Source organism: Vibrio sp. HI00D65 (genome assembly GCF_001635455.1).
In the GTDB taxonomy this organism is placed as follows: domain Bacteria; phylum Pseudomonadota; class Gammaproteobacteria; order Enterobacterales; family Vibrionaceae; genus Vibrio.
Map to the genome: position 1 here is coordinate 108,285 of NZ_LWEH01000091.1, position 19,727 is coordinate 128,011.

Here is a 19,727-nt window from a genome sequence, read left to right on the forward strand (position 1 = left end):
TTTCTGAGCTAACCTTAATAAGTAACCCATTAACTCAGTTAAGCTTAAGATTTCTTACCATTACCTTGAGCGACGTACGGATTTTATGTAGAGTGCGCCCAAAGTAAAAATTCTATTGGAGCGCATCATGGCTCGTACCATTCTGTACACGTACAAAGACGAAGAAAAAGAGTTACTGTTTTCAAAACAAGAACACCGCACGATCCAAGAAGCGGTTGCTGATGCTGAAGGCATCGACATCACTGAGTACCTAAAAACAGAGCAGCAGCTTGAGTTGATTTCAGATACTAAAGCGGTTCGTAACTACCAAGACAACTACTTCCGTAAGCTAGGTTTTTCAAAGCTTACGCTGAAGCAAAAAGAAAACCTTGGTGTTGGTAAAAAGAAGAAGTAATTTCCTGGTGAGCTTCGCTCTTAATAACGAGTTACTGGCTCTAATCACCAAACAATAAAAAATGCCGTAACCTCTTTCGAGATTGCGGCATTTTTATTTATTCTGCGTAACTTGGTCCGCTGAAAACCATCACTATTTGATGTTTAGGAATGCAGCACCACGAACGCCGCCTGAATCACCGTGTTTTGCTTTGATGATCTTCGGACACTTAGCAATAGACAGTAAGTACTTAGGCACACGCTTTGGCATTTCTTCGTAGATAAGCTCGAAGTTTGAAAGACCGCCACCCAGTGCAACAACGTGTGGATCTAGGCCAGTAAATAGGTTCGCAAAACAGATTGCTAAGAGCTCCATGAAGCGGTCAACGTGTTCAGCCGCTTTAGCCTCTCCTTCGTTGTAAGCTTGGATAATCTCAATCGCTTTCTTCTTCTCGCCAAAGTAGTGCTCGTAAATCAATTCGAAACCACGACCCGATAGGTAGCTGTCTAGACAACCTTTTTTACCACAACCACAACCTAATAGCGGCGCGTTGTCGCCAAGGTGGAACCATGCATCCAAAGGTAGACGCATATGACCTAGCTCGCCGGCTACGTGGTTACGACCAGAGAATACCTTACCTTCGTAAACTAAACCGCCACCAAACCCTGTACCTAGAATTAGACCAGCAACCGATGGCTCGTCTTTTAGCTCGTCATCCCACGCTTCAGAAAGCGCGAAACAGTTCGCATCGTTTTCGATCTTTACGCTACGACCGATTAACGCTTCTAAATCTTTACGTAGTGGCTTACCTGTTGATGCAGGAACATTAACAACCAGCATAGTGCCGTCGTCTGCGTTTTCCATACCAGGAAGGCCAAGGCCGATTTTGCCTTCGCAAGAGAATTCGCTATCGTATTTCTTTACTAAACCAGCGATCGTATCAAGCAGTAACTGATAGTCATCTGTTGGTGTTGGAACGCGCTCTGTTGCTACTCGCTCAAGTTTCTCATTGAATGCACCAAATTCAATTTTAGTGCCGCCAACATCGAAGCCGTAATACATGAAATCTCTCCAATTTTTCCCTAAATTCGGGCAAATAAACTCTTTAAATAAAACAACTGAGGAACATTATCCATAACACTCCCCCTACAAACCGTGATAGATAACAAACTTATCTCGTGTTTGAGTCTGTTTGAACAACAAGTCAGCACAAAGCGGTTAAAGGTTAGAGTGACGTCTCATTTTTACTGTGCGTTATGAAAGCATTCAGGCTTGGTTTGGTCGGATCCGACTTGTAACGAGTCTTACTTAGCATGTAGCTTTCGCGAAACGCTTCAAACCACAGTTGTAATGTTTTGGCACCCTGCTCCTCACCAGCCTGTTTTAATACCAAGCTCGCAACTTCTGCAGTTGAGAGGTGTTGCTCATTGTCTGACTTTCGCATCATGTATTGAGAAACCGATTCAGGCTCAATCGACAACACAGGCAAATCTTGCAGGTACTCAGAACGTCTAAAGATACGTCTTGCTTCACGCCAGCTACCGTCGATGAAAATCAGAAGTAGCTTTTTGTTTGGATCACGCATTTGCGGAAGGTCTTGAACCACTCGCGATTTGTCATCGGTATAGTCTTCTGGGAACACAATAACAGGCTGATATTTTTCGTTCTTAAGAACTTCAAGCATCTCTGTGTTTGGCTCAGTTCGATGCCAAAGGTACACATGGCTGTCTTTCACCGTGTCTACAATCAAACGGCCCGTGTTACTTGGCTTTAAGATTTCGTTATCAGACAAGATCAACATGGTCGCAACGTTCGTATCTATGTCTGGTTGATGTTCACAGATACAACTGTCTTGCTTGATTTTGCAATACTCACATCGCACCACCTTACATCCACGCGCGTTAAATGGTTTTGTAGAAAGTGATAAACGGTGTTGGTACAAGCGGTGGAAAGCGTGAATTCTCATGGACAATAACGATAGATAGAACTAGAAAAGTGGCACGATTGTACTTACAGTGGCTTGATAATGATAGAAGGAATTCTTATGCAGGACCCATCACTACTTCGCCTTGTCTGTTTTATCACCGTTTTTGGCTTGTGTGCTCTGTGGGAATACCAAGCTCCTAGAAAAACACTAACGCAAAAAAAGTGGTTTCGATGGGGGAATAACTTCTCATTGACGGCGCTTAACAGTGTTTTACTGGCGACATTAATCCCTGTTACGGCATTTCAAGCGGCACTGATTGCGGAAAAAAATCAATGGGGTCTGTTCAATAACATCAGCCTACCCTTTGAAATCACCGTGTTCCTTTGTGTCGTGTTATTAGACCTAGCTATTTACACTCAGCACCTCGTCTTCCACCGTATCCCAGCCCTATGGAAACTTCATCGTGTTCATCATGCAGATCTGAATATAGATGTAACTACGGGTACCCGCTTTCATCCAATTGAGATGATCTTGTCGATGTTGATTAAGGTTGCGTTGATTTTCGTATTGGGCGCACCGGCTCTAGCCGTTGTGGTATTCGAGGTCGTGTTGAATGTGAGTGCAATGTTCAATCACAGCAACGGTCGTTTACCTTTATGGTTCGACAAACAGCTTCGTAAAGTGATTGTCACGCCAGACATGCATCGAGTGCATCATTCAGTCATCGTCAAAGAGACTCACTCTAATTTTGGTTTCTTCCTATCAGTGTGGGATACCTGGTTTAAGACGTATCGTGCTCAACCCAAGCTTGGTCACGATAAGGTAAGCATCGGTGTACCGGAAATACGTGATGGGAAGGAACAGAGGCTAGATAAACTGATTACCCAGCCATTTAGATACAACCAGAACAAATAGAATAAGAGATAGCTAACCAACAAACGTTAGGCTTTCAGCTCGCGCAGGTAGCGGTAGATGGTATGGATAGAGATATCGAGTCCTTTTGCCGCAATTTGGGCACTGTCTTTCAAGTCGAAAATCCCCATTTCATGCAATCGAGTGACAATCTCCCGACTCTTCTTGGATGGCGCGATGTCTGCATCATTACTTACCTGTTCTCTTACCGTTTCAATTGAGCTATGCATCATCTCTTCATTACTACGCGCAAAGGTTTCAGGCGTCGTTTGAGGACGGTCGACATTTGGTAGCAAACAAGGGACAAGCGAATGCATCACTTCTTGAAATGGTGCGTCGAGGTTGGTGTTGATACACAATAAACCAATAGCTTGCTGTTGAGGGTTTCGAATGATGGTCGTCATTGAGCGTAAGGTTTTTCCATCGGGACATTTTGTCATGTAAGCACCTGAAACATCGTTACCTTGAGTAAGCTTCATCAGTGCTAAATTGGTAATTGGAGCACCAACTTCTCGCCCTGTGACATGGCTGTTCGCAATTTTAATAATCGAAGGATTACGAACATCTAAACTATGCAGTAACACTTCAGTATGCTCGCCATACATTGCGGCGATGCCATCAACGATGTTCTCGATTGAGTGCAGGATATCATAGTCACTTTGAGATAATTCGAACACTGAGTCCCTCCTTTTTTAGCGAGAAAACCGCTAAGTAAAAATTACCAAGCGGTTCGTCTTAAAAATAGTCTGAATCAAAAACGTCTGATTACGCCGACATTATATCAATAATCGTAGAGTCTGTAACACTCATACCAGCGGTAACCAATTTTCCAATATTGCGAATACTGGTCTCAACATCATCAGCAACGATGCCTTGGTTGTGTGCTTCATTACAGCGCATTGCCATTAAGAAACCATTAACTGCAGCACTGGTTGAGGTTTTCACTTTCATTGCGCAGGTAGACTTAGCGCCATCACACACCATACCTGAACAGTCGCTCAGGACATTTTGAATAGCGTAGCAGCCTTGCTCAAACGATCCTTTAGCTAGATATACCATCGCCATAGCCGCTGAAGCGCTAGTGACTGTGTTCCCACAAAATGCAGACAACGGTGGGTAGTGTGACTTAATATAAATCGCACCTAAGTGACTCATGATTAAGGCTCTTGCTAATTGCTCTTGAGTCGCTTTAAAGTGCTCGGCAATAACCGCGACAGGGATTGTTGCAGCTATCCCTTGGTTACCGCTACCAAAGTTACTCATGGCAGGTAGAGTCGCACCGCCCATTCGAGCATCAGACGCGGCAGCCGTTTGCATGACGATCTTATTCATCAAGTCTTCTGCCATTAGGCCTAATTGAATGCCTTGTTCCATAGTACGCCCGACTTCAAGGCCATAGGCATGAGCCAACCCTTCTTCTGACAGCTTGCCGTTGAGAACCGATGCTTCTAGTATAAAAGCAATATCGTCGAAGTCTGCACTGGTGGCAAAGTTGTAGATGCTACTAATATCAATATCGATTCCATCACAGACAGAACCCGTTGATATTGTTTGATCGTAATCTTGACTAAATAGAACGGTGCCATTTAAGGTTTTTTTGATGACCTGAGTATGACCGCCACTGATTTCTACGGCCGCTATTTGACCTTCAGATTCTACTTCTGCATAGCAATAGATGAATTCGTCTACGTCTTTACGGTGTGCGCTGACTTGGCCGGCGTCAATCAATGCTTGTGCTTTTTCGACATCTTTTTCGCTGATGTTCGCCAACACTTCTAAGCCAGCGTGTGGGTCCCCACCAATCGCACCCACGGCTGCAGCTATAGGTAGGCCAATTTTTCCTGTCCCCGGAACAAACACGCCCATAGAGTTTTTGTATAAATTATCCGACACATACACGCGAACTTTATCGGGTGCACCCACAAGCATCTTGGTCGCAACAGAACAAGCGTAAGCTGCGGAGATGGGTTCTGTACAGCCAAGCGCGGGTTTCACGACGGTATTCAAAATCTCTTTATACTGTTGCCATTGGTGTTTCATAGTAAGGACCTCACACTATTCTTCAATTATTTACGAGCAGCTACTTACGACTAATTACTTGCGACCAGCCACCGCTTCGATTTCGATTTTCACGCCTAAAGGAAGATCCTTCACTGCAAAACAGCTACGTGCAGGACAGTCTTTTTCAAAAAACTCTTTGTACACTTCATTGAAAGCTGCAAAGTCATTAATGTCTGATAAATAACACGTTGTTTTTAGTACTTGGTCTAGGTCGCTGCCTGCAGCTTGTAAAACATATTGGAGGTTAAGTAGTGACTGACGAGATTGCTCACTCACGCCACCTTCTACAACACCACCTTTCTCTTTACACACCGGTAATTGACCTGATGTGAAAACAAGGTTTCCGAATGCGTTACCGTGTGAGTATGGACCAATGGCTTCAGGCGCTTGATTTGCTGTAATGATTTCTTTCATGATTCTTCCTATTCAGATTTGCTAAATATTTCAACTACAGTTTAAACATTGAAAACAATAAAATGCAAAAATAGTTGCAATAAATATTGAGAAAACCAATCAATCAAAGATCTCAAAAATGGAATTTAACTTAAGTCATTGATTACAATCGACTTAATTGATCATTCTTATTTTCAGGATTTCAAAACACCGATCTAAATCAAATAAAGTTTAATCTTGATTTGAAAATAATTTCATTCGCCAATACGATTCTTACCATAAATTGCAAATAAATTTGAATTTTTTATCTAGGGTGAGCATGTCATGAATAAACAACAAATCCAGGCAGGGTTAAGAGCAATCTTCCCTCTATGCGTTGGCGCATTTCCGTTTTCGTTCATTGTGGGAGCGGTCAGTATTACCGCAGGGATGAGCGTGACTCAGAGTACCTTATGGTCTTTCACCGTGTTTGCCGGATCATCACAAATGGTGGCGTTAGGGCTAGTTCAGTCATCAGCAAGTATCTTGGTCATCATGTTTACGACCTTCATCATAAACCTGCGCCATATGCTTTACAGCGCTTCAATGTCAGAGCACATGAAATCCTATCCCTTTCACGTCCGTATGTTGATGTCTTACGGCCTTACCGATGAGGTCTATGCAGCGACGATTAATGAGATGAAGCAAGAAGGTGAAAGTCGATACTGGTTCTATTTAGCGGCAATGGGTGGTTTTTGGGTTAACTGGGTAGTGGCAGATTTCCTTGGCGCTCTGATTGGTTCTTCGTTCCCTGAAATTGCTAACTATGGATTGGATTTCGCGATGGTCGCAGCCTTTATCGCTATCGTAATTCCACAAGTGAAAAGCCGTGAATGTATTGTTGCAGCGATTGTCGCGACCTTTACTGGGGTGCTTCTCGCGGAACTTCCCTACTCTTTAGGCCTTGTAATTGCCGCCGTTGTTGGGGTGTACGCAGGCTACCGAATGGATCTATCGACTGAGCAAGCGGAACAAGAAGCTACGCAAAGTGACCCAATAAATCAAGAACGTGGAGTGGCATAACAATGAATACTACAACTTTTATTCTTATTACTCTTACGATGGCAGCAGCGACCTTTGTTATTCGATTTTCAGTGATTGGTTTAGCTGGCAAGTTTGAGATGTCGGAGCGATTCAAAAAGACGCTGCGCTTTGTTCCGGTTACGGTTTTACCTGCGATTATTGCTGTCGAGATATTAGGTGCAGGGCCAGATATGGAATTTGATCTACACAATCCAAAAGTATTGGCCGCAATTGTTTGTACGCTTGTGAGCCTGCGCTTCGATTTGATTTGGGTGGTTATCAGTGGCGTTGCATCGCTGATTTTTTTCCAGCACGTTATGCCTAACTTTTTCATGTAAGCATTCCAACACTAACTACAAGCAAAAAGGCAGAGCGTGAACTTTACCTTTTTGCTTTTTGTATTTCGGATTTTTAGTATTTTCGGACGAGACAGCTTGTGATTTCGCTAAGTGTATTAAACAGCTAGGTTATTTTTCTGCGTCGAATTGGTACTTATGAAGCATAGCTTGTTGATGACCTGCGATTTCACCCACTTGCTCAGAACTTTCAATCATAGATTCAAGTTGCAGTTTGGTGTTTTCTCCTTGCTCGGATACGCGCGTGATTGAGTGAGTCACATCAACAGTAGCACGAGCCTGTTGCTCAGTTGCGACCATAATTTGCTCGACGCGGCCTTTAATCTGGTTAACTGCAACTTCAATCTTCTCAAAAGCTTGTTTTACATCGCCGCTTGCCTGTAGTGCATTCGCCATTTCAGTTCTTGACTCAGTAACTGACGTACGAGAACGATCCGCTGCCGCCACCAGCTCATTCATCATGTTTCGGATATTAGTGGTTTGTTGAGATGTACCACTCGCTAATTTCCTTACTTCATCTGCAACTACAGCAAAACCACGGCCCTGTTCTCCCGCTCGCGCTGCTTCTATCGCGGCATTCAATGCCAACAGGTTGGTGTTTTCTGCAATACCACTGATCATGTCAACCATTTCACGAATTTGCTTCACTCGCCCATCAAGATCAGCCATAGACTGTTCGTTCATGTTCAACGAATGTTCTAAAGCTTGTAAGCGCTCTTGGTTTAAACCAATTACTTGGCTACCACTCACTGACTCATCTTCTGCGACTTGAGCATCATCATTTGATGCGTTTGAAATTCGAGCGATTTCGCCAATGGACGCTTCAAGTTGTGTGATTGTCGTGATCATATTCTGCAGAGATTCATTCTGCTCATGCAAACTTAAGTTGGTTTGCTCAGCAGCATCGTGACTCACTTCTGCGGTCTGATAAAGCGTTTCACAGTTTCGAGTAACTAAACGTATAGAATCGGCCGTTGAATCGACAACCGTATTAAGTTTAGAAGTGATGACTTGTAACTCGAGTGGGCCAAGCAACTCACTCTGCTTCGAAAAGTCATGCTCTGCAAGTGACGTTAACTGGCGTGTAATGTTTTTCAGTCCTTTGTTCATCCAACGACGCAACACTAACCACGATGTAATAATGATCATGGCGATCACTAAGCCACTAATGAATAACACACGGTCGATATTGGTAATGGTCTGGTTTACGACTAGCTCGCTTTCATCAATCAGTTGAGATGCTGTCGACGATAGCTGATTGAGCGTATTAATCACCGTATTCGCTAGTCCAATCACTTGCGCTAAGTTTTGCTCTTGCTGTTTAACTAGCTCTAGCTTCAGCAATATTTGTTTGATTACGCCCTCTTCTGTAAAGCCCTCTTTTACCATTTCATAAGGGGCGCTTAGGCTCGTGAATTCGACAATGTCCGGGTGCCAATCTGAGAAATCACTGTAGGCCAAGTTAAGACCTGCGATTCGGTTTCTCAATTGACGGTATTCATCTTCTGCTTTCTCAAGGTCGTTTTGCATCATTAACATTAAGAAAGTATTGGCCATAGCAGATGCACTCGACGTAAAGCGGTTGGCTGCATCGCTTGCTTCTGGATTATCTTCCACTAAGAATGAGCTAATACGATTCATTTCAGGACCGATAGATCCTACGCCATAACGAAACTCACCAATTTTACTGTCGATCAGATTTTGCTTACTTTGTATTTCAATTTGTGCTGATAGAACCGTGTTGGTCATTTTTTGTAGTTGTGCCATATCGTCGATAAGGCTTTGCTTTTGTTCAAGAGAAATCGCATCAGGAAAAGATTGGGAGATAAAAAGGAGTTCCTTAAGCGTATTGTTACTCTTTGCTGCGAGCTCATCGATCGAATAACGTGTTTGATTTAATGTGTCTAAATCCGTCGATTGAGTGCTGTAGGTAAGAAGTTTGACTTGTTCTAATACGCTTTGCGTTAATTCTGCGTTATGCAGAGCGAGTGGTAATGCTTGTTCAGACAGAGTCTCAAAGTATCCTCCTACTCTATCTACGCCACGAATACTGACCATAGATAAAAAGCTAACAAGTAGAAGAATCGAAATAAATACGGCACTAACCGTTTGAATGAGCGAGAATGTATAACGTGAGGGTTTTACTGATAAGTTGGTGTCAGTCATGCGCAATCCAGTTTGACTACAAAAAGAGATATCCTTAAGTTAGTCGGTATACTAGAAGCCCTTGATTACGCTTTTATTTCAGTTTCATTTAAGAAGAGTTACATATGAAATTCAGAAAAATGCTTGCAGTTACAATAACGTTCGCAACATTAACCGCTTGTAGCTCAGCACCATCTCCTTCTACAAACAGCCAAATTGCAAATAAACCTCTATCAAAGTCAGAACAATTGACTACTAATGCTTATATGAGTGTCTATGAGCAGTGGAAAGGTGTACCTTATCATTTCGGTGGAACTTCATTCAGAGGCGTGGATTGTTCTGCTTTTGTCCAAATTGCCGTGCAAAACGCGACACAGCAAGCATTGCCAAGAACGACAAAAGATCAGAGTAAACAAGGCGTTGAAATCGCTTACGAGCAAGCAAAGAGTGGAGATTTGGTATTTTTCAAGACGTCTTTCACCGTTAGGCATGTAGGTGTGTACTTGGGGAACAACCAGTTCCTGCATGCGTCTACGTCGAAAGGTGTGATCATATCTAGACTAGATAACCCTTATTGGGCTTCTAAATTTTGGCACTTTAGGCGCATTTAGTGTAATTGCGAGGCCACCAATCGAATTAAGGCGACCTCATAGAAGTGCAACGCTTTTAAGTCCCGTCAATAAAGAGTCATTAACCACAAAAAGAATCACTAACGACGAATAGAGGTTAATCGTATTTTGCTACTGCAGTATCAAACAGATTTTTCACCAATGCAATGTACTCATCTAGAAATACAATCTGTTCGTTTGTCGCTTTCTTAGCCCACACACCTGCAAGCACTTCCCCTAAATCAGCAACCAAGGCATCTGCTTCTTTAAGCAACTGAAAACGTACACTTGAATGCAGCTCAGGGTTTTGCTCGAAGATCGCCATAATGTTGCTGGAAATCATGTCAGTCACTATGTCTTCGACACTTTCGTTTCCAGTATCACCATTACCGTTAGTAAATACATCTAGGTTGAAAGATAAGTGCTCGATCAAAGCTAGGTAGCCATCGGTTTCTACAACCACAATAAATCTCCGTTTTAAGCTCTAAGGCAGATTAATACGTATTCGGTTAATAGTATGTATATGAAGTCATTTGTCATCATTTTATTGCCCTAACGAGTACTAAAATGAACTTTGTTAGCATTTTGGTGCAAAATTGAATCAATAAATACACAAAGCAGCTCACTCGATAACAAGTCTCCGTTCTATTCAAATCACTACGTATCAATAGTTCTCTTTAGTACTAGCGCGTAAACCATAACAAGCTGTCGATGATTTTCTAGTGGAAGAAAGGTTATTGGGTGTCGCACGTGATATTTGTTCCAACTATTTCGTTGTTGGAAATTCACTTTTTACTGATTTATCAAAGGTATTCGTACAGCCCGAGTTCACAAAACTGTTAATTGATCGGTACTACCTTGTACTAGTGCTGAGAACATTGACCAGAACGTCTATAAATCACGCAGATTTGTCCTAAACTATTTAGCAAACAATAGTATTTCACTCCAACAGTTTATTGAGGATTTCCTATGTGGCAGGCCATTTCTCAACAGCTTTCAGACACACTTCTATTTAATTACCAGATTACCGAGCGCGTTAAAGTGCCGGGTGGTGATATAAATGATTGCTATATGATCAGCGACGGTAATGAACGTTACTTCGTAAAGGTTAATCAGCGAGAGTTTCTACCTAAGTTTGAGATTGAAGCTGAGAACCTTCGTTTATTAAGAGATACTTCCACCGTCTACGTGCCTGAGCTGGTGCTGATTGGTAAAACTAAAGAGTGTTCATTTATCATTCTCAACTATCTGCCCACTAAACCACTTGAGACAGGCAACAACAGTTACGACTTTGGTGTCCAGCTTGCCAAACTTCATCAATGGGGTGAGCAAAAAGAGTTTGGTTGTGACCAAGACAATTTCATCGGCAGCACACTTCAACCAAATCCATGGCATAAAAAATGGGGCCGTTTCTTTTCAGAACAACGCATCGGATTCCAACTCCAGCTGCTAAAGGAGAAAGGCATCGAATTCGGGGATATTGACGACATTGTTGATATGGTGAACATGAGACTTGCTGGCCACAACCCTCGCCCTTCATTACTTCATGGTGATCTTTGGAACGGCAATGTAGCTAATTCGGCATTTGGTCCAATTTGCTACGATCCTGCTTGTTATTGGGGTGACCACGAATGCGATTTAGCGCTTACTGAATTGTTTCAAGGCTTCCCACCTGAGTTTTATGAAGGGTACCAAAGCGTCATGCCGCTTGACGTTGGCTATACTGATCGAAAAGACATTTACAACTTGTACCACCTTCTTAATCACTGTAATCAATTTGGCGGTGAATATCTGGCGCAAACAGAAGCGTGCATTCAGAAAATTCAGGCTGTGTAATACTTGTAACAATAGATAAGCAGTCAGATGGTATAAGTTAGCTTGAGGAGAATTTGTCATGCAGAAATACACAGAGAAACACGTCTCCTGTCCCCATTGCGGGCACGGTATTAATATAACGCTCGACGCTTCTAATGGTAGCCAAGATTTTTACGACGATTGCCCTGCGTGTTGCAATGCCATTCATCTAGACATGCAAGTCGACGAAGTACGAGACAGAATCAATCTGTCGATCGATGCCGACGATGAACAGGTGTTTTAATCCACGATTATCACTGGTAACAAGATCAAAAAAGAGCACATAAGGTGCTCTTTTTTGATCTAGCCATCTGCGTAAATCGAACAACACAGATTGAGTGTGTTAGTTACTTCTGATTTGCTAGTACACGTTCCACAGTATCAACAATCGCTTGAGTTTGAGGATCAAACTCGATATTTACTTCGTCACCCACTTCGCGGCCACCAAATAGAGTGCGATTGAGGGTTTCTGGGATTAAATGTACAGAGAAACGGTTATTTTCCACTTCACCAATCGTTAGTGAGCAACCATCAACACCTATGTACCCTTTACTTAAAACATATTTCATTGATTTTTCTGGCAGTTCAAACCAAAGTGTGCGGTTGTTTTCCGTTTTGATGACTTCAACTAACTTAGCCATTAACGAAATGTGACCAGACATGCTGTGTCCGCCAATTTCGTCACCAAATTTCGCAGCACGCTCGACGTTCACTTTATCGCCGACATTTAGAGCACCTAAATTAGTTAAACGTAGTGTTGCTTGCATCAAGTCGAAAGAGATTTGGTTGCCTGAAATTTCTGTCACAGTTAGACAACAACCGTTGTGAGCAACAGAAGCGCCAATCGATAATCCCCCTACCATTTCATCTGCCAGTTCAATGGTATGAGTCTGAAATAACTCTTTTTTGTTGATAGCAACCAACGTTGCCATGCCTTGAACGATACCTGTAAACATAAGTTTCCTATTTAGCATTTTACTGTAGCAGTTATTGTGACATTTCTTTATGATTCGTCCAATGGAAGCTGAACGATCAGTACCTCTGAATATTCATTCCGTCTCTTATTCCTTTCTCATCTGGAGTTATTTGTGCATCGTTACAAAGAAGAAGCCTCAAATCTGATCAAACTTGCGACGCCAGTATTGATCGCATCTATCGCACAAACCGGCATGAGCTTCGTTGATACTGTTATGGCCGGTGGCGTCAGTGCTATCGATATGGCAGCAGTATCAATCGCGGCAAGTATCTGGCTTCCTTCAATTTTGTTTGGTGTTGGGTTACTTATGGCGTTAGTGCCTGTGGTCGCACAGCTGAATGGCTCTGGCCGCCAAGTTAAGATTCCTTTTGAGATTCAGCAAGGTGTATTCCTAGCGCTTGTCCTTTCGTTTCCAATTATTGGAGTTCTCTTCCAAACTCAAGCCATTTTGCAACTGATGGATATTGAGACCTTAATGGCAGAAAAGACTATCGGCTATATGCATGCCGTGACGTTTGCGGTGCCAGCCTTCTTGTTGTTCCAAACCTTAAGAAGCTTTACCGATGGTATGTCTTTAACTAAGCCTGCAATGGTCATTGGTTTTATTGGCCTCTTATTAAACATACCGCTTAACTGGATGTTTGTTTACGGTAAGCTTGGTGCACCAGCGCTTGGTGGTGTGGGTTGTGGCGTAGCAACAGCTATCGTTTATTGGATCATGTGTAGCTTACTGTTAACATATGTGGTGACTTCTAAGCGCTTGGCTAAAATCAACATTTTCGGTCAATTACATAAACCTCAGTTAAAAGCTCAAGTTCGTTTATTCAAGCTAGGCTTCCCAGTCGCTGCAGCGCTTTTCTTTGAGGTGACACTGTTTGCGGTTGTTGCGCTATTGGTCGCTCCACTCGGCTCATTGATAGTAGCGGCACACCAAGTAGCGATTAACTTCTCTTCATTGGTGTTTATGATCCCTATGAGTATTGGTGCTGCGGTTAGTATTCGTGTTGGTCACAAGCTTGGTGAGAATAACACTGAAGGCGCTAAAATCGCGACTCACGTCGGTATCATTGTTGGCTTGGCAACAGCGTTTATCACAGCTGCACTAACCGTGTTGTTTAGAGAGCAAGTGTCACTTCTTTACACGGAAAACACAGCTGTAATTACCATCGCAATGCAGCTCCTGATTTTTGCGGCGGTATACCAATGTACAGATGCAATTCAAGTCATCGCAGCGGGTGCACTTCGTGGCTATAAAGATATGCGTTCAATCTTCAATCGTACTTTTATTGCTTACTGGCTGCTGGGTCTACCGATTGGCTTCACCTTAGGGATGACGGATTGGATTGTTGAACCAATGGGCGCACACGGTTTCTGGATTGGCTTCATCGTTGGTTTGTCTTCGGCAGCGATTATGCTGGGTATGCGTTTGCACTGGATGCACAAACAAAGTGATGAAGTACAATTGGAATTCGGCTCTCGCTAAGCACTTCTTCTAAACAAGCTTATTAAACAAGAGAGCTCTGATTATTAGAGCTCTTTTTTATTCCGTGTCCGCGTTTATGCCGTATCTAAAATAGTTATCAGTAGTGTTTGTTCGCGATGCTTATTCACAAGTGGTTAATAGTTACTTTTCTCTCTAACGAACCTTGCGAATTTGGGCTTACCATGTTGAGTGAAACCATTGTAACGGAAACTAATTTTACTACCGATTTCGGGCGGAAATAATCGCACCTCATCGGTGAAGCCAGTTCCAATGTAAAACTCCACACCATCTTCTGTGTGCACCAAAATTGAGCCCATCATCCCCTTATACTTGCCTGTTCCTGCTTTATAGCCAATAATGGTCGCTTCTGCATCGTGATGACGTTTGAGTTTTAGCAAGTCATTACTTCTACCCGCTTGATAACGACTGGTAATCTTACGAAGCATCAATCCCTCGCCTTGGCTATCATCGACATTATCGAGTTGATGAAACAATGCCTCTTCGCTTGGAATTGGTGTGTGTTCCACATACCCAATATGTGGCTCGTTTATCACTCTTACCCAATGCAAGATGTTGTAGTAACGTTTCTGATAGTCGCCCGCTGCGCCAGGCATATCGAACAACATGAATTCGATCTCTTGCCACGCTTTATCACTTGGCTTGTGGTCTAAGACCGTTGTTTGGACTAAATGAAAATTGCCTCTTCCTGCCCACAGTTCTCCTTCTAAGTGAACATCCGGTAACTCTTTAACAAACCACTTCGGCGCATAAATTCGATTGCCATTTCGGGTATAAAGATGTTGGCCATCCCACAAAGCTCTAACTCCGTCCAGTTTTTCACTCGTCCAATATTCAGATACATCGACGCCTTGCTTATAGGTATTGGCTAAAACCAATTGTTCAGCAGGCAGGTAAGAAGCATTAGAAGGGAACGCAGAAAATGCACACAGTGTTGCTATTGCCAATCTGGTTAGCCTCATTTCAATGTTCCTTTTGTGTCTTCGTCAGTTAACAATATTGAGCGCTGTGGTCAGCTCTATTTTCTATCCTAGGTGTTCTAGCCATTAATCATTCAAACTTTCAGTTAATATGCGATCAATATATCAGGCTTATTTATGGTTGCGTTTCATTCGCAAAATCAATTCTTTACAGCTCCCCAAAACCCAACCTTTTTTAGTTCTCATATTGAGAAACGACTTTTCTCAATATGAAACACAAAACACACAATCATCTAAGTTATTGGATAATATAGGAAAAAAAGTTGGCACATTCAGTGCTTTGGTAAACTCAAGCAAACAAGGAGGTAAGACTATGGAACTACGTAAGAATGACTTAAACACAACGACACTAACTCTTTCTATTTACGGTGACTTGGATGCCGCTGGCAGCCGCGATGCTCAAACTGACATTGATGATGTGATTTCAAACGATGGTCATCCTGAGATCGAGGTTGATTTCAGCCAGGTAGAGTTTTTGGATTCATCAGGTGTGGGCGCGATTGTTTACATGTTCAAACGCCTAACTGAGCGCGAACGTAACATGCGATTAGAAAACGTTTCAGGTCAACCACTAGAAATGATGAATCTGCTACGAATTGGACACGCTATCCCTGTTAACTCAAAAAATCCTACAAATTCATAAAGATCCACTAAGCTAAAAGTAACAAAAAATAATAATAAAAAGTTAAAAAAACAAAGGACGTTGGCATGAATATAATCAAAAATTACATAGCCCTATCTCTCCTTGTTCTAGTTCTGGGTTGCACAAGCTACCCAGAACACGGCACCGGCGGGCTGGCCGAGAGTTATGATTCGATGAATTATCAGAACGCTGATTTTTCACCGATTATGCCTGATGAGCCTCTAGGTCCAGAACACGGATTACGATTTGACTGGCAACTCGCGAAACTTCATCTAGACGCTTTGATCCAAGAAGGAGCACGTTGGTGTTTTCCTGCTGCGGTTGTTCAAGCAATAGAGAAGCAAAATCGAATCGCACGAGAGCTACGAGGTGGACTACTACTTGATGCGGCAAACGATCTGATTATCCAAAGAAAACGTTTAAACGAACTTGAACTCCAACTCGACTATGTAACTTCACAAGCTCGTTGTGAACCACCTAAAAACGAAAACCAATTCCATATGCAGTTGTCGATAATCCAACAACTTTACGATCTACTTAATGTCGACAATCAATTTGCACACAACTCTATCGAAGTGAATCCTAAATACATGGGGAAGCTTGCCGAGGCGTCTTACATCTTAAAAGAAAACAAGTCTCTAGAGCTAATAGTTACAGGTCATGCTGATGCAACAGGCTCAGAAGAGTACAACGACGAACTCGCCCTAGGTCGAGCGAAACAAGTCGAGCGCTACCTCTCTATATTCGGTTTAAGCCCTAGCCGTATCAAAGCCGTTTCGGTGGGTCAAACTGTACCGCTTTTTGAAGGGGAATCTGAAGGAACACGTTTAACTAATCGCCGAGTAAGTATCGAAGTTATCTCACCAGAAAATGCGGCTAAGATGGGAGGTGCACTATGAAATCAATAATCACCTTATTCATGATGTTCGCACTAAGCTTTTCAGCATTCTTACATGCGAACGACAAGTTTTCTGATGCCGTTCAGGTTGGTGACCTTATCCAAGTTAATGTTCCTGGTGAAACCACATTAAACAAAGGCTTCCAAGTTGATAAGCGGGGCCGAATAAGGTTACCAGAGGTCGGTGCCGTATTGGTTGCGGGGTACGACAAACAGCAGTTAAATAAGGTGGTTTTAGAGGCGTTAGCAACCGCTTATAAAGATCTATCCAACGCCTCTGTGTATGTGAAAGAGCAGCAAATTATCATTGACGTTCAAGGTTATGTTCAACAACCTGGCGAATACACACTAGCTTTAGGTTCTAGTGTTCAAATCGCGCTTTATGCGGCCGGCGGTCCACGTCCTGGTGCTCAATTGGACAAGTTAATCTTAAAGCGTGGCGCAGAACGTAAAGAGTTCAACTACAAGCGCTTTTTAGACTCTGGTGATGAAGCTAACTTACCAATACTTCAATCCCTTGACTCTTTGTTCGTACCAGCATCACCGCTCGTTGGTAATATTGAGCAGGAGTTTGACCCTGAAAAAGTGGGAAACTCTGGTGATAGTGCGGATTCTCGTAGTTCAATCAAAGTATTTGGTGAGGTGAACGCACCAGGGTCATTCACTTATAAAGAGAATACCGATCTTGTTGATGTGTTGATGCGTTCTGGCGGTGTAACTCGTTACGCAAGTGTTGAGCAAATCCGCGTAATTTCAAACAACACACCTACACTGTTTAACCTAAAGCGTTACTTAGATTCAGGCAATAAAAGCCTGCTGCCCGTTTTACGTCCCGGTTCGACTATTTTTGTACCTAAACAAGAAGAAGAAATTAAGTCTGGCGCCAATATGGTTTACGTCATGGGTGAAGTTGCGGCACCAGGTGCATTTGAAGGTAAAAAAGGCGCAACCTTCATGGATATTCTAGCAAATGCCGGCGGCCCTACTCGTTTTGCTGAATCACGCCAAATTCGCGTTATTAAAGCCGACGGTCGAGTTTTAAGATTCGATTTAGCGGCTTACACAGAAGGCTTGCCCAACTCCAACCCGCCAGCAATTAAAGCCGGTGACGCGATTTTCGTTCCTGAGAAAACGGATATGAATGAGAAATCATGGTTGAAGATCGCACCAGACAGAGCAGTAAATGTAATCGGAGAAGTAAATCGCCCCGGTCGCATTGAATGGTCAGACGAAATGAACTTCATGGGCTTACTCGCACATGTAGGTGGCCCAACTCTTCGTGCCGACACGACAAAGATTGAAATCGTAACTGGAAGAAAACTGGTCGTGTTTGATTTGGACGAGTTTATCAAAAACGGCGCACCTCGTGACCAAATGCCCTACATCGCTGCAGGTTCAATTGTTCGTGTACACGACTTACCACAAGACCCTTCAGACAATAAATCACAGTGGGTTCGCCAAAGTTCAGACGCTTCCATATATATCTTCGGTCAAGTCAATGCTCCAGGTCGTTACCGCTTCACCAAAGATATGCATTTCCTAGACATCTTATCTGCGGCCGACGGACCTACTGGCGCTGCGGACATTCACAATATTCGTGTAACACACCGCGACAAATCATACGCTAAAGTCAGCAAACTGAATCTGTCTTTGTATTTTGAAACAGGCGATGAGTCGTTACTACCGAATGTCACCACTGGCGATACAATTTACGTCCCTGAGAAGAATAAAAACTGGCTGGACAAGCCCAAAGAAGAAACTGTACGTGTGCTTGGTGCGATCAATAACCCCGGCCGTTATGTGTTCAACGATAACATGACCATTTTAGACATCTTAGCGGAAGCTGCCGGCCCTACTCACAACGCCTACGTCGAGAAGATTACCATTGTTAATATGTCTTGTTGCCAAGGACAAGCGCGGACATTCGACTTAGTCGAATTCAGTAAAACAGCGAACATTTACAACCTCCCTGTTTTACGCGCTGGTGACACTATTTACATTCCAGACCGTCGCGACAGCTTTATGGAAAGAGCACGTGAAGGTTTAGAAGATATCCTAAGAATCACAACCACGATTGTACTGATAGGAGCGTTATAATGACTATTTCAGCAACGCATGCCGAAATTGAGCAACTCTATTTGGCGTCTGAATTAAACGGACAGCGCTCTATCTGTGTTACTGCCTGTCACTCTGGTGACGGTGTAACATCAGTGGCAACAGCTCTTGCGGAGCGATTCCTATTGGCCGGCCATTCAACACTTTATGTCGATTTGAATCTATTCAACCCTGGTTTCAAAGATTTACATCTGCTCGATAATGAGCAACCGGGACAGCTGATTGAACATATCGAATCACAACGGACGTTTATTGGTGTACCTGCCCCTACCGTTTCATCGACACAACTTGCGTATAAAGATCCAGCAACTCTACAAAAAGCGGTATCTAAGTGGCTTGAGAAGTATGACCGTGTAATTATCGACACCTCTCCACTGCTCAACGTTAACAAAGGCAACATTCCTGCTCAGTCGGTTGCGAGTGCCTGTAATTGTACACTTATAGTTGTTGCTTTTGGCGAAACGTCGACTCATCACCTTGAGCAAGCCAAGAAACTTCTCGATGCGAACAGTATTTTTTTAATGGGCTGCATCATGAACATGAAGCAAACGCCGAGCTTCGCACAAGAATTGGTTAGGCAGCTAAACCGAATGCAGTTTATTCCTGCAAAGCTCCGCGAACGCTTCGCAAACAAGTTGTATCAAAACGAATTTCTCAACCTACCGATGTAGTGCCACCGTTATCGTCAGCAACTGAATCACTGAACACTTCTTTCAACATATTCATCGTATTTTCTTATTTTTGGCAAATTTATTGTGGAAAATACGATTTTTGCGACAATTCAATGCATTTCATACACATAATTATTGGTCATATCACCTTGAAAACGCCTCAAAGATCAACACTGGCCGGCCAACTTTAGCAGTAATGTGACACAGGCTATTAAAGTGCCATGTAAATTACGTCAAAGATGGAATTCGTAC

Annotated in this window: 21 protein-coding genes; 12 read left to right on the forward strand and 9 right to left on the reverse strand. The window is 42.9% G+C overall.

Features of this window, described 5'->3' with window-relative positions:
- Window positions 1-127 precede the first annotated feature (127 nt).
- A complete protein-coding gene (locus A3712_RS09100; protein ID WP_004742251.1) occupies window positions 128-394 on the forward strand; it encodes a DUF2960 family protein in 267 nt (88 codons plus the stop codon).
- A gap of 132 nt (window positions 395-526) precedes the next feature.
- Here the strand turns inward: A3712_RS09100 and nagK are convergent, their stop codons facing one another.
- Window positions 527-1,435 (reverse strand): N-acetylglucosamine kinase, encoded by a 909-nt coding sequence (gene nagK / locus A3712_RS09105; protein WP_063523168.1) that lies wholly within the window; start codon window positions 1,433-1,435, stop codon window positions 527-529.
- 163 nt (window positions 1,436-1,598) lie between these two features.
- Entirely contained in the window at window positions 1,599-2,345 is a 747-nt protein-coding gene (locus tag A3712_RS09110) for a tRNA-uridine aminocarboxypropyltransferase (RefSeq protein WP_082856207.1), read from the reverse strand.
- A 72-nt stretch (window positions 2,346-2,417) separates the two neighbouring features.
- On the opposite strand from A3712_RS09110, the gene A3712_RS09115 reads away from it, so the two are divergent.
- Window positions 2,418-3,215 carry a sterol desaturase family protein gene (locus A3712_RS09115; RefSeq protein WP_063523169.1) on the forward strand — a complete coding sequence of 266 codons (798 nt, stop codon included), beginning with the start codon at window positions 2,418-2,420 and terminating at the stop codon, window positions 3,213-3,215.
- Between the two features lie 26 nt (window positions 3,216-3,241).
- Here the strand turns inward: A3712_RS09115 and A3712_RS09120 are convergent, their stop codons facing one another.
- The 3 genes from A3712_RS09120 to A3712_RS09130 all read right to left on the reverse strand — a co-directional run bounded on the left by A3712_RS09120 (window position 3,242) and on the right by A3712_RS09130 (window position 5,687).
- Complete coding sequence (locus A3712_RS09120) at window positions 3,242-3,889, reverse strand: helix-turn-helix transcriptional regulator (protein WP_063523170.1); 648 nt, start codon at window positions 3,887-3,889, stop codon at window positions 3,242-3,244.
- A gap of 88 nt (window positions 3,890-3,977) precedes the next feature.
- Complete coding sequence (locus A3712_RS09125; RefSeq protein ID WP_063523171.1) at window positions 3,978-5,252, reverse strand: L-cysteine desulfidase family protein; 1,275 nt, start codon at window positions 5,250-5,252, stop codon at window positions 3,978-3,980.
- A 54-nt stretch (window positions 5,253-5,306) separates the two neighbouring features.
- Window positions 5,307-5,687: a RidA family protein gene (locus tag A3712_RS09130; RefSeq protein ID WP_063523172.1), complete on the reverse strand. Its 381-nt coding sequence runs from the start codon at window positions 5,685-5,687 to the stop codon at window positions 5,307-5,309.
- 303 nt (window positions 5,688-5,990) lie between these two features.
- Here A3712_RS09130 and A3712_RS09135 point away from each other — a divergent pair, with 303 nt between their 5' ends.
- Both A3712_RS09135 and A3712_RS09140 read left to right on the forward strand, forming a co-directional pair.
- Window positions 5,991-6,728, forward strand: a complete 738-nt coding sequence (locus A3712_RS09135; protein ID WP_063523173.1) for an AzlC family ABC transporter permease — start codon at window positions 5,991-5,993, stop codon at window positions 6,726-6,728.
- A gap of 2 nt (window positions 6,729-6,730) precedes the next feature.
- Window positions 6,731-7,066: an AzlD domain-containing protein gene (locus A3712_RS09140; RefSeq protein ID WP_063523174.1), complete on the forward strand. Its 336-nt coding sequence runs from the start codon at window positions 6,731-6,733 to the stop codon at window positions 7,064-7,066.
- Between the two features lie 129 nt (window positions 7,067-7,195).
- On the opposite strand, the gene A3712_RS09145 is transcribed toward A3712_RS09140, so the two are convergent.
- Window positions 7,196-9,250 (reverse strand): methyl-accepting chemotaxis protein, encoded by a 2,055-nt coding sequence (locus tag A3712_RS09145; RefSeq protein WP_063523175.1) that lies wholly within the window; start codon window positions 9,248-9,250, stop codon window positions 7,196-7,198.
- A 104-nt stretch (window positions 9,251-9,354) separates the two neighbouring features.
- On the opposite strand from A3712_RS09145, the gene A3712_RS09150 reads away from it, so the two are divergent.
- Window positions 9,355-9,840 carry a C40 family peptidase gene (locus tag A3712_RS09150; RefSeq protein ID WP_063523176.1) on the forward strand — a complete coding sequence of 162 codons (486 nt, stop codon included), beginning with the start codon at window positions 9,355-9,357 and terminating at the stop codon, window positions 9,838-9,840.
- 115 nt (window positions 9,841-9,955) lie between these two features.
- Here the strand turns inward: A3712_RS09150 and A3712_RS09155 are convergent, their stop codons facing one another.
- Window positions 9,956-10,300 (reverse strand): DUF3802 family protein, encoded by a 345-nt coding sequence (locus A3712_RS09155; RefSeq protein WP_063523177.1) that lies wholly within the window; start codon window positions 10,298-10,300, stop codon window positions 9,956-9,958.
- Window positions 10,301-10,806: 506 nt separating this feature from the next.
- On the opposite strand from A3712_RS09155, the gene A3712_RS09160 reads away from it, so the two are divergent.
- Window positions 10,807-11,673 (forward strand): fructosamine kinase family protein, encoded by an 867-nt coding sequence (locus A3712_RS09160; protein WP_063523178.1) that lies wholly within the window; start codon window positions 10,807-10,809, stop codon window positions 11,671-11,673.
- Window positions 11,674-11,731: 58 nt separating this feature from the next.
- Window positions 11,732-11,935, forward strand: coding sequence for a CPXCG motif-containing cysteine-rich protein (locus A3712_RS09165; protein ID WP_008217868.1), 204 nt, complete (start codon window positions 11,732-11,734; stop codon window positions 11,933-11,935).
- Between the two features lie 103 nt (window positions 11,936-12,038).
- Here A3712_RS09165 and A3712_RS09170 read toward each other — a convergent pair whose 3' ends face one another.
- Window positions 12,039-12,647: a riboflavin synthase gene (locus tag A3712_RS09170; protein WP_063523179.1), complete on the reverse strand. Its 609-nt coding sequence runs from the start codon at window positions 12,645-12,647 to the stop codon at window positions 12,039-12,041.
- A gap of 132 nt (window positions 12,648-12,779) precedes the next feature.
- Between A3712_RS09170 and A3712_RS09175 the strand changes: the two genes are divergently transcribed.
- Window positions 12,780-14,150, forward strand: coding sequence for an MATE family efflux transporter (locus A3712_RS09175; protein ID WP_063523180.1), 1,371 nt, complete (start codon window positions 12,780-12,782; stop codon window positions 14,148-14,150).
- Window positions 14,151-14,284: 134 nt separating this feature from the next.
- Here the strand turns inward: A3712_RS09175 and A3712_RS09180 are convergent, their stop codons facing one another.
- Window positions 14,285-15,130 (reverse strand): DNA ligase, encoded by an 846-nt coding sequence (locus A3712_RS09180; RefSeq protein WP_063523181.1) that lies wholly within the window; start codon window positions 15,128-15,130, stop codon window positions 14,285-14,287.
- A gap of 331 nt (window positions 15,131-15,461) precedes the next feature.
- On the opposite strand from A3712_RS09180, the gene A3712_RS09185 reads away from it, so the two are divergent.
- The 4 genes from A3712_RS09185 (at window position 15,462) to A3712_RS09200 (ending at window position 19,475) form a co-directional block, all read left to right on the forward strand.
- On the forward strand, window positions 15,462-15,791 hold the full coding sequence (locus A3712_RS09185) for an STAS domain-containing protein (protein WP_063523182.1): 330 nt from the start codon (window positions 15,462-15,464) through the stop codon (window positions 15,789-15,791).
- Between the two features lie 65 nt (window positions 15,792-15,856).
- Entirely contained in the window at window positions 15,857-16,690 is an 834-nt protein-coding gene (locus tag A3712_RS09190) for an OmpA family protein (protein WP_063523183.1), read from the forward strand.
- Window positions 16,687-18,786, forward strand: a complete 2,100-nt coding sequence (locus tag A3712_RS09195; protein WP_063523184.1) for an SLBB domain-containing protein — start codon at window positions 16,687-16,689, stop codon at window positions 18,784-18,786. Before A3712_RS09190 ends, A3712_RS09195 begins: the two co-directional genes overlap by 4 nt.
- Window positions 18,786-19,475, forward strand: a complete 690-nt coding sequence (locus A3712_RS09200; RefSeq protein ID WP_063523185.1) for a tyrosine-protein kinase family protein — start codon at window positions 18,786-18,788, stop codon at window positions 19,473-19,475. Before A3712_RS09195 ends, A3712_RS09200 begins: the two co-directional genes overlap by 1 nt.
- The last annotated feature ends 252 nt before the right edge of the window (window positions 19,476-19,727 follow it).